The organism is Clostridium sp. 16K-1-R1 (genome assembly GCF_023921145.1).
Lineage (GTDB): Bacteria > Bacillota > Clostridia > Clostridiales > Clostridiaceae > Sarcina > Sarcina perfringens.
The window spans coordinates 591,688-607,496 of record NZ_CP046515.1; the positions used below are offsets into that span (position 1 = coordinate 591,688).

At 25.4% G+C, this 15,809-nt stretch carries 14 protein-coding genes; all 14 read left to right on the plus strand.

What is annotated here, in order from left to right:
* Positions 1-207: 207 nt before the first annotated feature.
* Entirely contained in the window at positions 208-912 is a 705-nt protein-coding gene (locus tag GOM42_RS02605; RefSeq protein ID WP_003471479.1) for a response regulator transcription factor, read from the plus strand.
* A complete protein-coding gene (locus tag GOM42_RS02610; protein ID WP_049039260.1) occupies positions 887-3,118 on the plus strand; it encodes a HAMP domain-containing sensor histidine kinase in 2,232 nt (743 codons plus the stop codon). The genes GOM42_RS02605 and GOM42_RS02610 overlap by 26 nt, the downstream gene beginning before the upstream one ends.
* A gap of 564 nt (positions 3,119-3,682) precedes the next feature.
* Complete coding sequence (locus GOM42_RS02615) at positions 3,683-4,720, plus strand: FUSC family protein (RefSeq protein WP_049039356.1); 1,038 nt, start codon at positions 3,683-3,685, stop codon at positions 4,718-4,720.
* 820 nt (positions 4,721-5,540) lie between these two features.
* The gene (locus GOM42_RS02620) at positions 5,541-5,954 is read left to right on the plus strand and encodes a hypothetical protein (protein WP_049039355.1); all 414 of its coding nucleotides are present in this window, start codon (positions 5,541-5,543) and stop codon (positions 5,952-5,954) included.
* Positions 5,955-6,444: 490 nt separating this feature from the next.
* Positions 6,445-7,143, plus strand: a complete 699-nt coding sequence (locus GOM42_RS02625) for a Wzz/FepE/Etk N-terminal domain-containing protein (RefSeq protein ID WP_057230692.1) — start codon at positions 6,445-6,447, stop codon at positions 7,141-7,143.
* 13 nt (positions 7,144-7,156) lie between these two features.
* Positions 7,157-7,810: a CpsD/CapB family tyrosine-protein kinase gene (locus GOM42_RS02630; RefSeq protein WP_057230693.1), complete on the plus strand. Its 654-nt coding sequence runs from the start codon at positions 7,157-7,159 to the stop codon at positions 7,808-7,810.
* 198 nt (positions 7,811-8,008) lie between these two features.
* Positions 8,009-8,677 carry a sugar transferase gene (locus GOM42_RS02635; protein ID WP_057230695.1) on the plus strand — a complete coding sequence of 223 codons (669 nt, stop codon included), beginning with the start codon at positions 8,009-8,011 and terminating at the stop codon, positions 8,675-8,677.
* Between the two features lie 13 nt (positions 8,678-8,690).
* Entirely contained in the window at positions 8,691-9,812 is a 1,122-nt protein-coding gene (gene wecB, locus GOM42_RS02640; RefSeq protein WP_134854825.1) for a UDP-N-acetylglucosamine 2-epimerase (non-hydrolyzing), read from the plus strand.
* 13 nt (positions 9,813-9,825) lie between these two features.
* A complete protein-coding gene (locus GOM42_RS02645; protein WP_057230697.1) occupies positions 9,826-11,055 on the plus strand; it encodes a nucleotide sugar dehydrogenase in 1,230 nt (409 codons plus the stop codon).
* A gap of 57 nt (positions 11,056-11,112) precedes the next feature.
* A complete protein-coding gene (locus tag GOM42_RS02650; RefSeq protein ID WP_057230698.1) occupies positions 11,113-11,850 on the plus strand; it encodes a WecB/TagA/CpsF family glycosyltransferase in 738 nt (245 codons plus the stop codon).
* 4 nt (positions 11,851-11,854) lie between these two features.
* Positions 11,855-12,910 carry a glycosyltransferase family 4 protein gene (locus GOM42_RS02655; protein WP_057230700.1) on the plus strand — a complete coding sequence of 352 codons (1,056 nt, stop codon included), beginning with the start codon at positions 11,855-11,857 and terminating at the stop codon, positions 12,908-12,910.
* 22 nt (positions 12,911-12,932) lie between these two features.
* Positions 12,933-14,102 (plus strand): hypothetical protein, encoded by a 1,170-nt coding sequence (locus GOM42_RS02660; RefSeq protein ID WP_057230702.1) that lies wholly within the window; start codon positions 12,933-12,935, stop codon positions 14,100-14,102.
* Complete coding sequence (locus GOM42_RS02665; RefSeq protein WP_057230705.1) at positions 14,102-14,587, plus strand: hypothetical protein; 486 nt, start codon at positions 14,102-14,104, stop codon at positions 14,585-14,587. Before GOM42_RS02660 ends, GOM42_RS02665 begins: the two co-directional genes overlap by 1 nt.
* Positions 14,588-14,602: 15 nt before the next feature.
* The gene (locus GOM42_RS02670) at positions 14,603-15,808 is read left to right on the plus strand and encodes a hypothetical protein (RefSeq protein WP_078209847.1); all 1,206 of its coding nucleotides are present in this window, start codon (positions 14,603-14,605) and stop codon (positions 15,806-15,808) included.
* Position 15,809 lies beyond the last annotated feature (1 nt).

A 15,809-nucleotide genomic window follows, 5' to 3' on the forward strand; every position in this document is an offset into this window, starting at 1 on the left:
ATTATTATATTGAAATTATTGGATAAATTATAATGTTAAAGAAAAATTCTAGTTTAAATTTATGAAATTATGTAGTGCTTATCAAAGTGTTAAAATCAATACTAATTAAATTAAGATTAAAATTTAAAAAGCACAGAGATAAAGTTAAGCTAGATATTTATATGCATCTAATAAAAATATAGTAATAAAAAAGGGAGTAATAAAGAGATGGAAAAGTATAATGTTTTAGTTGTTGAAGACGAAAAGGAAATAGCAGAGGCTATTGAAATATATCTAAAAAATCAAGGGTACAATGTATTTAAAGGAAGCAATGGTTTAGAAGGATTAGAAATAGTTGAAAAAGAAGAGATTCACCTAGCTGTTGTTGACATAATGATGCCTAAAATGGATGGGGCGACAATGGTAATGAAAATTAGAGAAAGTTATGACTTTCCTATAATAATGTTATCAGCTAAATCAGAGGATATGGATAAAATTTTAGGACTAAATATTGGAGCAGATGATTATGTAACAAAACCATTTAATCCATTAGAACTTCTTGCAAGAGTTAATTCTCAATTAAGAAGATATTCTAAATACTTAAACATGGTGAAAAAGGATGAGAAGAAAACAAATTCTTATGCCATAGGTGGATTAGAGGTTAATAGTGATAGAAAAGAAGTAATATTAGATGGAGATGTAGTAAAAGTAACTCCTATAGAATTTAAAATACTTCAATTACTTATTAAAAGTCCAGGAAGAGTTTTTTCAGCAGAGGAAATATATGAAAGAGTATGGAATGAAAATGCAGTAAACACAGACACTGTAATGGTCCATGTAAGAAATATAAGAGAAAAAATAGAGATAGATCCAAAAAATCCAAAATATTTAAAGGTGGTGTGGGGAGTTGGCTATAAAATCGAAAAGCAATAAGGAAAACTTACAAGTTAATAAGGAAAATAGAACTAATAAAACAAAGTGGGTTTTTACAATAATAACCTTAATATTAATAGGAATTATATCTGTATGTTTATTATTATCATATCCTATAATAAAGAAAAATGCTCCAAACTATATTACAAGTTATAGTTTACTTGATAATTATAATTTTAGAGAAAAAATAATAAATACAAACTATGGAATTTACTATGATTATTTAGAGAAAAAAGCTGAGGAAAATGATAAAGAACTAAATCCTATAGAGGATTTATTCACTTTAAAAAGGGAAAATATATCTAATAGTGAAGAGAGTCCAGAATATAACTTAAATGAAGATAAGAGAGAGTTAAATTCCTATATTAAAGAACTTATAAATAAAGTACATTCTTTAGGAAACTTAAGAGTATATGCTATGGATGAAGAGGGGAATACAGTGTATGAAACCAAAGGAGATCAAAATTGGTTGCTTGAAGCCTTAGCAAAGGGTTCATATATTGAAAATGGTGATTTAGAAAATTATTATAGATTTTATATGGTACTTAAGTATAACAATAGAGGAAAGGTTTCTTTAGAAAAAATTTATGGGGAGGATAGCCCAAGGGTAAGCAATCTATTATTAGATATGGATTCACAGTATTTTGCATATCACAATGAGTATGAAGCAAAACCCATAGAAAATATGACCTATGTGTATGCAGTACCAAAAACTTTAGAATATCAAGATAACTTATATTATAGTGAAATGAATAATAAGATTATGGCACTTGGGAGTGCTAGCGCTCCTTTCATCATGATTGGAATAATAGTCACTTGTTTACTTGCCTTACTTATTCCATTTAAATATACAAGAGAGGTTTTAGGTTTTAATAAGTTTTTAAAGATTCCTTTTGAGATTAACTTTATAATAGCTTCAATTATGCTAGCATTCACAATTGAAAGTGGAAGACTTATAATAATTCCAACACTTCAAGGAGGATTAAGTGAAGCTCTAAAAATGACTAGCTTACCACATTTAGATATAGTTACTAATATAATTAATGTGCTTTATTGGATGGTCATATATGGCTTTGTATTCTTTGAAGTAATCTATGTAAAATATATATTTAATATTGGATTTAAAAATTATATAAGAAAGCATTTATTAGTTTATAAAGTAAAAGACGTTATATTTTTTATATTAAGAAAATTCATAAACTATATTAAAGGAATAGATTTAAATAAAAATAGTGATAAGGTTCTTTTAATAATTTTAGGAATAAACTTTGTCATTGTCTCAATCCTTTGTTCAGTTTGGTTCTTTGGAATATTCGGAGTAGTAATATATTCAGGAATTTTATTCTACTTTGGTAGAAAATATATAGATAAGTGGAAAAAGGACTATAACAAAATTTTAGAAAAGACCAAGGAAATATCAAATGGAAACTTAGACTCTAAGGATGATGAGGATTGTGGCTTCTTTAATCCAATGAGAGATGAATTAAATAATATCCAAAAGGGGTTCAAGGCAGCCGTTGAAGAAGAAGTTAAAAGTCAAAGAATGAAAACAGAGCTTATATCAAATGTTTCTCATGATTTAAAAACTCCATTAACATCAATAATTGCTTATGTTGATCTATTAAAAGGAGAAGAAGATGAGGAAAAAAGGAAAGCTTACTTAGAAACTTTAGAGAGAAAATCACAAAGGTTAAAACATTTAATAGAAGATTTATTTGAAGTAAGTAAAGCTACTACTGGAAATATTAATTTGAATATAATGGATGTGGACATTTCATATCTTATGAAGCAAGTAGTTTTAGAATTAGATGATAAAATAAATGAAGCTGGTTTAGATATGAGACTTTCATTGCCAGAGGAAAAAGTAATCTTACCACTAGATGGACAAAGAACTTACAGAGTATTTGAAAATTTAATAATTAATGTGGTTAAATATGCTCTTCCTAATTCAAGGGTGTATATAGACATTAAAGATGGAAGAGAAAATGTTGATGTTATCATAAAAAATATTTCAGCAGATGAAATAACCTTTAATATTAATGAAATTTCAGATAGGTTTGTAAGAGGAGATAAATCTCGTAATACAGAGGGTTCAGGATTAGGGCTTGCAATAGTTAAGAGCTTTGTTGAACTTCAAGGTGGAAAATTCCATATAGAAGTAGATGGTGATTTATTCAAAGCCATAATAAGCTTTAAGAAAAAGTAATTTAAAGAGTTATATCAAAATAATAAACCTTACAAACATATTCCGAGAATTACTAGATTTTAAGTGAAAGTCCAAATTTTAATTTGGAAGCTTGAACTTATCCAATGGAACTTTAGTTACATTGGAGTCATTTGAATAAATTATTACTCCGAAGATATTACTAAAGCTTCGAAACTTAAGTGAAAGCCCAAATTTTTAATTTGGAATCTTGAACTTATGCAATCGAACTTTGTGAGATTGTATTCCTAAGAAATTAACAGTCTCAGCTTTTTAACGTAATATCTTCTCCGTAATAATTTAAATTCTAAAGCTCATCTAGATATTCTCTTCATACTGTTTGTAAGGTTTATACTTATTTAAATACAGCTAATAGATTTTGGGAAGTTTTAAAGAAGTTTCTTAAAGCACTAGAGATATTAATAAAGTAATGAATAAGGGTTCAAAGTAATAAAAAAATGCTTTGAACTCTATTTTTTTATATAAAAAACTTATTTCACTAAAATTTTAAATGTGGTATAATGCTCGACAGAAGAAATGACTAGATGGAAAAGAGGAATAGAGAGAATGATAAAAAGTATAAAAAAGAATCTAAAACCTAAGATTCTTATAAGTAATTTAATCTTGATAATTGGTATAGTTATTTTTGTTACTTTATATGGAGCTGTCTTTGGAAGTGCTAATAGTCTTGTAGGGGTATGCGCCATAACTGCAATGCTTATGTTTGTAGATGTTCATTTAAGTTTAAAATTAAATGAGGCTATTATAACTACAGTGTTATCCTTTGTTCTTATGGGAGTTTCAAGTCAAATAGCTTCAATAAATCCATTTTTAGGGTTTGTAGTAAATTTCATAAGCATATTTGTAGTGTCATATTTAGTTACTAATGCTATGGAAACAAAGGCATATTTGCCTTTTATACTTTGTTATGTATTTATAGAAGGAACTCCTATTACATGGAGTGAATTGCCAAGAAGGCTTATAGCATTATTTGTTGGAGGAGCATTAATAGCTTTAGTTTATTATTTCAGTCATAGAAAAAAAGATGACTCTGATCATATGAATATAAGTGAAATGATAAAAACTATGAATAAAAACACCCTTCAATTTAACTTTTCACTAAGAATGGCACTGGCTGTATCCATAGCTATGTTACTTGGAAGCATACTTGGTTTCCAAAAATCAATGTGGATAAGCATTACTGCAATGTCAATAACTCAACCACATTTTGATGATACTAAGACTAGGGTTAAGGAAAGATTTTTTGGTACTTTAATAGGATCAGCAATATTTGTATTAATATTTGTTTATATTGTACCACAACAGTTTAGTAGTATAGTTTTACTTATCCTAAGTTATATTTACACATTCATCAAGGAATATAAAATAAAGATGATATTTATAACCATGAGTTCTTTAGGAGCTGCAATGATTTTATTCCAACCAGGAGTTTCAGTACCGATGAGAATAGCTTTTATAGTGGTAGGAATAGGTATAGCTTTAATAGTAAATAAAGTTATCTATGGAAGATTAAAATTAGATGAAAGTAATGAAGAATTAGAAGACACAATAAAAAGTATGGACAAAGTAAGTGATGGATTTTAGATAAATTTACTGTGTTGCAATTACGACTTTATAGAGCTGATTAAAGTATATAAAGTTTAATTTTAGAAAAGTAGATTGTATTGCAAAGTATATAAAATTAGCTTTTAATAAAATCCTATTAAGTATGCTTAAGCTAAATATCAATAACAATGAAAAATATATATTAAATTATTAAGAGGCTTGTATCAAAGTGACTCATTAATAAAATTTATAGATTTCGAAATTAAAATAATATATTACTTTTTATATTAAGGGATAATATATAGAGTTTTATATATTAATTGATTTAAGGAAGATGTTTATAAGTTTTATAGTGGTATTTTGGTACAAGCTTTTTCTATAGTTTTTATAGTATATATTAGGAAGTAATTAAATGCAGGATGATTAAAATAAAAAATGAAAAATTTTTAGAAATATAATTAAATAAAAATATTAAATTTAAAATAAGTAATAATATTTTTATTATAATTTTTAAACGAAATTTTTCTAAAATATTAAATATGTATCTGTAATATGTATTTAATTTTAATAATATAATTTTACTTAAAAAATAAAATTTAATAAATTGAAATTAACAAATAGCGTGTTATAAATTGTAAAACGAATTAAATTTACCTAAATATTATGATTTGATAATATGAAAATATATTGGAATAAGGGATGAAATATATGGAATAAAACTGAGATAAAAGAGTTTTTAAAATAAAGAATAAATGTATGTTTATCAAAATTTATTTATTTGAAGGCTTTTATTTAAGGGGAAAGATTCTTAAAGATTAAGAATTTTTCAATAAAAATAATATTGATAGTAGGTGAAATTATGAGTTTATGCAAGGGGAAAGTTAAGATTGGAAGAAAGAATATTAAGAGAGGAAGTAATAAATTTTTCTTTAAAAGATATTTAAAAAAGAATTATGATTTTACAGTTTCAGAATTTAAGGAAAGAAATAAATTTGAAATTTTAGAGCCTGTTAATGTAGAAGGCTTGGATTTTTTTGTGGATGTAGAGTTTAAGGGAATTAGGCCAAAGGAAATAGATCTTAGAAGTATTGATAATTTAGAGAAGTACCAATTTGAGAAATATGAGAATTGGGTTTCTAATAACTTAGGACTTTCCTTAGAAAATAGCAAGTGGAAAAATAAAAAGTTTAATTGGGGAAGTTTAAGTGTAAAGCTTTCAAAAATAAGAAAAGAAGATTTAGGATGTATAACAATAAAAATCATATATAAGTAATACTTAAGTTAAGTAATTTTAAAAAAGGAATATTACTTAATTTGAATAATTTAAAAAGATAATAAAATATTTAAAATTATTTGTTATCAAGTTAAAATTAACAAAAAGTTAACAATTAAAAGGGGTTTGTTGAAAAAAGTCAAATGTATTATTTGGTAAAAGTTCAATTTAAAAAAATAATTTATATTACTTAGAAATGAAAACTTTTTATTTTTAATAATTTGGTATTTATAGAAAAAAGTAATCTATATTTTTCAAAATAATTAATTTACAAATAAAGTATATACAAATTAAAGAATTTATTTAAGGGTAATTTTAATTAAATTAAAATTATATGTGAAAAATAGTCGGGAAATAATTGTTTAAAATATTAAAAAGTAAAAAATAGAAACTATAGGGGGCTTTATGAAAGAAACATTTTGGTATATTATAGTTAGGTGAGATTAATTTGTTAAAAATATTAAAAAATAAATAGAGTATAGGAGGATTCATGGAAGAAAATACTATAAGCTTACAAGAGATTGCTTACGCTTTAAAGAAAAGATGGAAACTAATAGCGTTAATAACCATAGCAGCTACTTTAGTTTCAGCAATATTAAGTTTTTTTGTTATAAAACCACAATATGAAGCAAAAACTAAGCTTTTCATTGGTAAGCAAGAGACTACTCAAGAAAATGCATCTTATAATAATAATGATGTTATGATGTATCAAAAACTTATGAAGACTTATGCAGAACTTGTAAAGACTTCGGATTTAGTTACCAAGGCAGTTAAAAGTGCTAATTTAGATTACAATCAAAAGGAAATAAAGGGAATTTTAAATAATCTTAATGTTACTCCAAGTGCTGATACTCAAATATTAGATTTAAGCTATAAGGGAGGAAATCCTAAGGATGTATTAAAAGTAACAGAGGCTATAACCAATGAATTTATTTCAGAATCTAAGGAACTTATTCCAAATGGAAATGTTCAAGTTATACAAAAAGCGCAGCTTCCAGAACATCCAGTAAGTCCAAATAAGAAGCTTAATATACTTATAGCATTCGTTTTAGGACTTATGGTAGGGGTAGGCGTAGTACTTTTACTTGAATATTTAGATAATACATTTAAATCAAGAGAAGAACTGGAAAAAACTTTAGAGTTACCTATAATAGGTACAATTCCAGACTACGATAATATGGGAAAGTAAAGGAGGAAAGTAGATGTTAATATTAGAAAGTAATTCACAGTCAGTAGCAGCTGAAAGTTATAGAACCTTAAGAACAAATATACAATACTCTTCCTTTGATAATCCTGTTAAGTCAATTGTTATAACTAGTTCAGAGCCAGGAGAAGGAAAATCGACAACAAGTGCTAACTTAGCTCTTTCATTTGCACAAGATGGAAAAAGGGTTATCATTATAGACTGTGATTTAAGAAAACCAGTTGTACATAAAAACTTTGGAATAAGTAATTCTATAGGATTATCAGAATTTTTAATTGGAAAAGTTGAATTTTCTAAGGTAGTTTACAAACATGAATCAGGACTTCATGTATTACCTTCAGGTTTAGTGCCTCCAAACCCTGCTGAGATGTTAGCTTCAAGAGCTATGGAACATCTTTTAACTCAATTAGAGGAAAAATATGATTATATAATATTAGATACTCCTCCAGTAAATGCAGTGACGGATTCAAAAATACTTTCAACAAAGGTTGATGGAACAATAATTGTTGTAAAGTATGGTTATACAAAGAAAGATGCTGTAGTAGAGGCTGTAAAGGGCTTAAGAGCAGTTAAAGCTAATATAATAGGTACTATATTTAATGGAGAGGAAAGCCAAAGGGGAAAATACTACCATTATTATAAAAAAGATTGATATTGACTAAAACAACTTAACACTCCTTATAAGGAGTGTAAGTTGTCAATTGTTATGTAAAAAAACTGAAAAAAAGTAATAATATTTAAGATTTATAGTGTTTATGTTAATTGTTATTTTACTAATATTAAGTACAGAATTTAGTAGATAAGTTATATAGAGATTAAGATTAAAAGTATTGGTTAGGAGGAAAGCTTGATGTATGAATCTGTGGAGAAGGTTCAAGAAAGAGAAGAATATATAAAAGCAGATCAAGGAAATAGAATATACTTATTTTTTAAGAGAGTAATGGATATCCTTGGATCAGGCTTTGGATTAATCATATTAAGTCCATTATTTTTGATTGTAGCAATAGCTATAAAAATTGAAGATAGCAAGGGCAGTGTGCTATTTTCACAAAAAAGAGTGGGACAGTATGGTAAAGAGTTTAATATGTACAAATTTAGATCCATGGTCAGTAATGCAGAAGAGCTTAAAGCTAAGCTTATGGAACAAAACGAAATGTCAGGACCTATGTTTAAAATGAAACATGATCCTAGAATAACTAAGGTTGGAAAGTTTATAAGAAAAACTAGTATAGATGAACTTCCTCAGCTTATAAACATTTTAAAGGGTGAAATGAGCTTAGTTGGTCCTAGACCAAGCCTTCCAAAGGAGGTAGCTAAATTTGAACCGTGGATGTTAGAACGGTTAGAGATAAAACCAGGATTAACATGTTATTGGCAAGTTATGGGGAGAAATGATATAGATTTTGAAGATTGGATGAAACTTGATGTAAAGTATGTTCATGATAGAAATCTATGGGTAGATATAAAGTTAATTTTCAAAACATTTTTTGTGCTTTTTGGAGATGAAAGTGCAAGTTAAGGGGATGATAATTATGAAAAAAATAAAAGTTATGAGTGTATTTGGTACCAGACCAGAGGCTATAAAAATGGCACCACTTGTTAAAAGTTTAGAGAAAGATAGTAGATTTGAATCTATAGTTTGTGTAACAGCACAACATAGAGAAATGTTAGACTCTGTATTGGAAATTTTTGATATAGAGCCTCAATATGACTTGAATATAATGGCACATGGACAAACTATAATAGATATTTCTAATAAAGTTCTTTCAGGAATTGATAAAGTTATTAAAAAAGTAAAGCCGGATATAGTTTTAGTACATGGTGATACTTCAACAACATTTAATGGAGCTTTGGCTGCATTTTATAATAAAGTGACTATTGGGCATGTAGAAGCAGGGCTTAGAAGTTATGATTTATATTCACCTTTTCCTGAAGAAGCTAACAGAAAATTAACAGGAGTTATAACTAATTTGCATTTTTCACCTACCGATACTAATAAGGAGAATTTATTAAAAGAAGGTGTTAGTGAAGAAAAAATTTATGTTACAGGAAATACTGTTATAGATGCACTTTTAAGTGTTATAGATGATGAATATAAATTTGAACAAGATGTGTTAAATAAAATAGATTTTAAAAATAAAAAGGTTATTTTATTGACTACTCATAGAAGAGAAAATTGGGGAAAACCAATGGAGAATATTTTTGACGCTATGATTAAATTAATACAAGAAAATAACAGAGTTGAAGTTATATTTCCAATGCATAAGAATCCTATCATAAGAGAATTAGCGCATAAGTATTTTGATAGTCATAAAGAAAGAATTCATTTGATAGAGCCATTAGAATATGTGGAGTTTACAAATTTAATGAATAAAGTTTGTTTAATAATGACTGATTCAGGTGGAATTCAAGAAGAAGCACCAGCTTTAGGTAAACCAGTTATGGTTTTAAGAACCGAGACAGAAAGACCAGAAGCTGTAAAAGCGGGAACTGTTAAATTAGCAGGAATAGATCAAGATGAGATATTTAATATAGCAAATGAATTAATAAATAATGAAAATTTATATAAAAAAATGTCACAGGCTGCTAATCCTTATGGAGATGGAAAAGCTTGTTCAAGAATTATAGATATAATAGTAGAAAATTTAAACTAGGGGGATAAGAAAAATGAAAAAATTAAATATTATTGGATTAGGATATATAGGTTTGCCAACAGCATTATCATTTGCAGGTGCAGGAATTGAGGTCATAGGAACAGATTATAACAAAGAAATAGTTAATACATTAAATAATGGACAAGTTACTTTTAAAGAAGATGGCTTATATGACTTATACAAGAAGGCTTTAAATAAAGGAATAGAGTTTTCAACTGAGTATGCTAAAACTAACAAATACATAATAACTGTACCTACACCATATATAAAAGAAAGCAAAAAATTAGATGCTAAGTATGTTATTTCTGCAGTAGAAAGTGTATTAGATGTTTGTGATAAAGGAACAATTCTTGTAATAGAATCAACAGTCTCTCCAGGTACGATGGATAAGTTTGTAAGACCAATAGTCGAAAATAGAGGCCTTATAATTGGAGAAGATATTCATTTAGTACATGCTCCAGAAAGAATAATACCAGGAAATATGGTTAATGAGTTGAAAAATAACTCAAGAACTATAGGTGCTGATAATATTGAAATAGGTTATGAAGTTAAAAGATGGTATGAAACTTTTTGTGATGGAGAGATAGTTGTTACAGATATTAAAACAGCTGAACTTTCAAAAGTTGTTGAAAATACATTTAGAGATATAAATATTGCTTTTGCAAATGAACTTTCAAGAATATGTAGAAAAGAGAATATGGATGTTTACGAATTAATAAAAATAGCTAATAAACACCCTAGAGTTAATATACTTACTCCAGGGCCAGGCGTTGGAGGTCATTGTATATCAGTAGATCCATGGTTTTTAGTAGGGGATTATCCTGAAATAGTAAATATAATTAAGGCTGCTAGAGAAGTTAATGATTCACAACCAGATTTTGTTATAGATAGAATAAGAGATGTAATGAATGAAAATGGAATAACTGACATATCAAAAGTTGGTTTATATGGACTTACATATAAAGAAAATGTTGATGATTTAAGAGAAAGTCCAACTCTTCAAATATTGGAAAAATTAGAAAGATATTTTGTAAAAGGAATAAAATTATATGATCCTTGGATAGAAGAAAAGAAATTTGAAAATCAATATAATAACTTCAATGAATTTTTGGATGATGTAGAATTAGTTGTAGTACTTGTAGCACATAATCATATAAAAGAATTTAAAAGTATGGTCAATGGGAAATTTGTTTTAGATACTAAAAATATTTTCGAAAAATCAAATAATATATATAAATTATAATTAGTTAATTAGGCATTAAGTAAAACTTAATGCCTAATTAAAAAAAAGGATGATTATATGGAAAAAAGAGTTAAATTTTTGAATACATATGTAGATGCGTTAACTATGGATGAAACTTTAAAAAGAATAAAGAAAGCTATTATAAATAGAGAAAATATACAACATGTGGTAATAAATGCAGGGAAAATAAATTTAATGCAAGAAAATATTGAGTTAACTAATATAATAAATAAATGCCCAATAATAAATGCTGATGGACAATCTATTGTTTGGGGATCAAAAATATTAGGAAATGATTTACCAGAAAGGGTTACTGGTATAGATATATTCACAAATTTGATTAAAATGTCAGCAGAAGAAGGATATAAACCATATTTTTTTGGTGCGAAACAAGAGGTTGTGGAAAAAGTTGTTGAAATTTTAAAAAAAGAATACCCTGATTTAAATATAGCTGGATATAGAAATGGTTATTTTAAAGAGGAAGAAAGTAAGGAAATAGCTAAAAAAATATATGACTCTGGAGCTGATATTTTATTTGTAGCATTTAGTTCTCCAATGAAAGAATATTGGATAAATAATAATATGAAGTATTTAAATGTTCCATTTGTTATGGGAGTGGGGGGAAGTTTTGATGTTATAGCAGGGAAAACAAAAAGAGCTCCTAAATGGATGCAAAAAAATGGACTAGAATGGTTTTATAGATTTATTCAGGAACCAAGGCGTATGTGGAAAAGATATATTATTGGAAATTTAAAGTTTTTGATATATGTATTGAAATATAAAGTAAAGGGGTGATTAAGTGAAAATTAAAATTTTATATATATATCCAAATATGAATATAGGTGGAGCACAAAAAGTTGTTATTGATTTAATAAATAATATAAATGATGGTAACTTTGAGATTTATTTAGCTTGTAGTGGAGGTCAATATTTAGATTTAATTGATAAAGATGTAAAAGTCATTTTAATAGATTTTGATAAAAAAAGTTTTTATAAATCTATTGGGCAAATAAGAAGGTTAATTAAGGATGAAGAAATAGATATAATTCATTCACATCATAGATATACAACAGCGTTATCTAATCTTGCTAAAATAAATACAAAAACAAAAGTGATACATTCTGAACATAGTACTTTTAAGAGTAAGAATTTTATTAATTTAAGAGGAAAAAATATAATAGCTGTTTCAGAAGGTGTTAGAAAGAATTTAATTGATAATGGTATTAAAGCTAGAAATATAGAACTTATATATAATGGTATTAAAGAAGAAGAATATTTAAACGTTAAAATTGTTAATTTAAAAAAACAGTTGAATATAAATTGTTTTACATTTGGATTTATAGGACGATTAAGTGAAGAAAAAGGTATTATTTATATGTTAGAGGCATTTAATAATGTTATAAAAAAGGGGATTAAGTGTAATTTAATTATTATTGGAGATGGAAAATTAAGAGAAGAGATAGAATCTTATATAATAAATAATAATTTATCAGAAAATATATTTTTAATAGGTTTTAGGAATGATATAAAAAATATAATTAAATCATTAGATATGTATATACTACCATCTTTAGTTGAAGGATTTCCTATAACCAATATGGAGATAATGATAAATTCTAGAACTGTAATAGCCACTAATGTCGGAGGAAATAAAGAAATTATAGATAATGGAATAAATGGATTTATAATTGAACCTAAAAATGTTAAAGAATTAGAAGATACTATTCATTATGTTTTGAAGAATGTAAATATTTTAAATAGTTTGAATAAAAATGCTAAGAATACGGTTTTGAAAAAATTTACAATGTCAGAAATGAAAAGAAAACACATAGATTATTATAATGCATTAATATGAATACATAAAGAAGGGACTTATTATGAGTGAAAAATTAATATATATTACTCTTGAAGGAATTAATTCAACAGTATTTAATTCACAGGTTTATGAATTGTTAGATAGCAAAATTTCTGAAAAATATAATGTTGAATTATTATGTTTGCAGCCAGTAAATATAAGATGGAATAAAGATATTTTAAAAAAAATAATATTACTAAGAAAAAATAGAAAATTTAAAATTACTTTAATACCATATATAGGATTTAAAAATATGTTTTCTTATAATATTGCAAAGTATATATTAAATATTTTTTTTAAAGTTAAATATAATAATTCTGAAAGAAAAATAATACATTGTAGAGCACAGGAAGCTAGTTTAATAATATCAGAATTTGATGAAAATAAATATAATTTTAAACTTATATCAGATATTAGAGGAGCACAATATGAAGAGCTTAAAGATACAAATTTAAGTAGGGCAATTCATTTTAAAAAGATAGATGACAGGATTTTTAATAAGAAAAATTTAAGTTTTAATTTTGTTTCAAACAAATTATTTGAACATTATAATTTAAAATATAATATAACGAATAATTATAATATAATACCTTGTTTTGGAAGTTTTATTTATAGCAATAATAATAATAAAATATATGGTGAAAAAGAAAATATATCATATATATATATAGGTGGACAACAATTTTATCAAAAATTAGACCAATATTATAAAATATTAAGAAAAACAGAAGATAAAAGTACATGGTTTTTCTGTTTAAATGGTAACAAAAATTTAGACTTTGAAGAAAAAATTAAAATAGAAGCTAATAAAAAAAATATAAACTTAAATATTCTATATAATTTAAGTAAAAGTGAATTAAAACAAATTTATTTAAATGCTGATGTAGGAGTAATATATAGGGATAACTTAGAATTAAATAGGGTGGCATCACCAGTAAAAATAGCTGAATATTTATCAAATGGATTAGCTGTTATGATGATAGGTGAAATAGGTGATTTTTATGATGAAATTAATAAAGATCATAAGTTAGGTTTAGCAAAATATAATGTTGAAGATTTGAGTAAAAATGATATTTTACATTTAAAAGGGATATGTTCTGAAGATTTACAAGAATATAGAGTTAGGAAATCTAAAGAATATTCTAAAGAATATTGTGTAAAAAAATATATTGAATTTTATGGAGGAATTTAGTGCGTTTAATAATACAAGATTTTAAGTTTTATAAAAAGAATTCTTTTTCTAAAAAATCAATAGCTGTACTTATAAATCCATGCTTTCATGCAATGTTATTATATAGAATAAGCAATTGGCTTTATTTAAATAAACTTGGATTTATATCTAAATTTATTTGGTTAATAAATAGAATAATTTTTAATGTAGATATAGATTATAGGGCAAAAATAAATGGTGGAGTAATGTTAGTTCATGGGTTAGGTGTTGTTATAGGTAGTGAAGTTGAAATTATGAGTAATGTAAAAATATATCAAGGGGTTACTATAGGGGGGAATAATGGTCAAAAACTTAAGTATAATAATAAAATTATTACTCAGCCAGTAATTAATGAAAATGTTACTATTGGACCCAATAGTATGATTTTTGGTCCAGTAATAATACATAAAAATAAATTTATTAAAGCAGGTGAAATTATATCGTCAAATTTAAAAAATATAAATTAGAAAGGAATTTCTTTGGTGGATAAAAAAAATAAAAGGATTTTAGTATTAATAACAGTATCAATATTTTTATTTAATTATACATTTAGACAAATTTTTATGTCTTATATAGGAATAGATTTTTATTATAATATTATTTTATTAGTTTCAGTAATATTATTTTCTATTAGAAATAAATTAAACAATAAAGTATTAATATATATTTTTTTCATATATGTTTTGATTATTTTTACAAATTTAAAAAGTAAGTTAAGTTTAGGCTATTATACTATTCCATTAACTACAATAATAATTCCTTTACTTTTATTAGCTGAAGAAAAAATATTTGATAAAAAACTTTTTATTAATTTAATAAAAATAATAAATATTATTGTATACATAGTTATATTTTTTGGAATTATTGATATGCTTACAAATTATAGAATGAATATTATTTTGAGAGATTTTATAAAATTGGATAGTTTAAGAAGCACCATGGAATGGATGAGTTCATTTGGAACATATAGATTATATAATATATTAGGACATCCTCTTGTTAATATGCAAATATTTATTATATATTTTGTTTTGAATATAATTGCTATAAAATATTTAAATTTTCAATCTAATATTTTAAAAGTTGTAATTATATTTTTTGTTGGAACAATTTTAACAGGAAGTAAGATGGGATTAGTTATTTCAATATTTTCTATAGCATTCTATGGATTAAAAAATAAGAATAAGTTCCTTCAAGGGTCTATAATTTGTTTTAGTATTGTAATAATTGTTTTTATCTCTCAAACAAATTATTTTGAGAAAAATATAAAAAGTAGATTTATAACCGCGATACAATCAGGAGATATAACCAATGGTAGGTTTGGAGCTATAGAAACTGTATTTGAAAATAGTGACTATAGACCAAAACTATTATATGGCGGAGGCTATGATTATTCAAGAATAGTTACAGATAAAAATAGAATCAATAATTTTGAGTTTCCTGTATTAATGTGGGGTTATGATTATGGAATAATTGTAGCAGTTCTATTGGTTTTGATAAGTATAATATATCCATTAATTAAATTAATAAGATTTAAGGCATATGATGTAATATTTTTATATATATTACTTCAATTATACTGTCAAAGCTTTAATGGATTAATTTATGGAGATAATTTTGCAAGACTAATTTTTTGTAATTATACAATTATAAAAATTATTGGGAACTATAAAAAAAATAGGTGTTAAT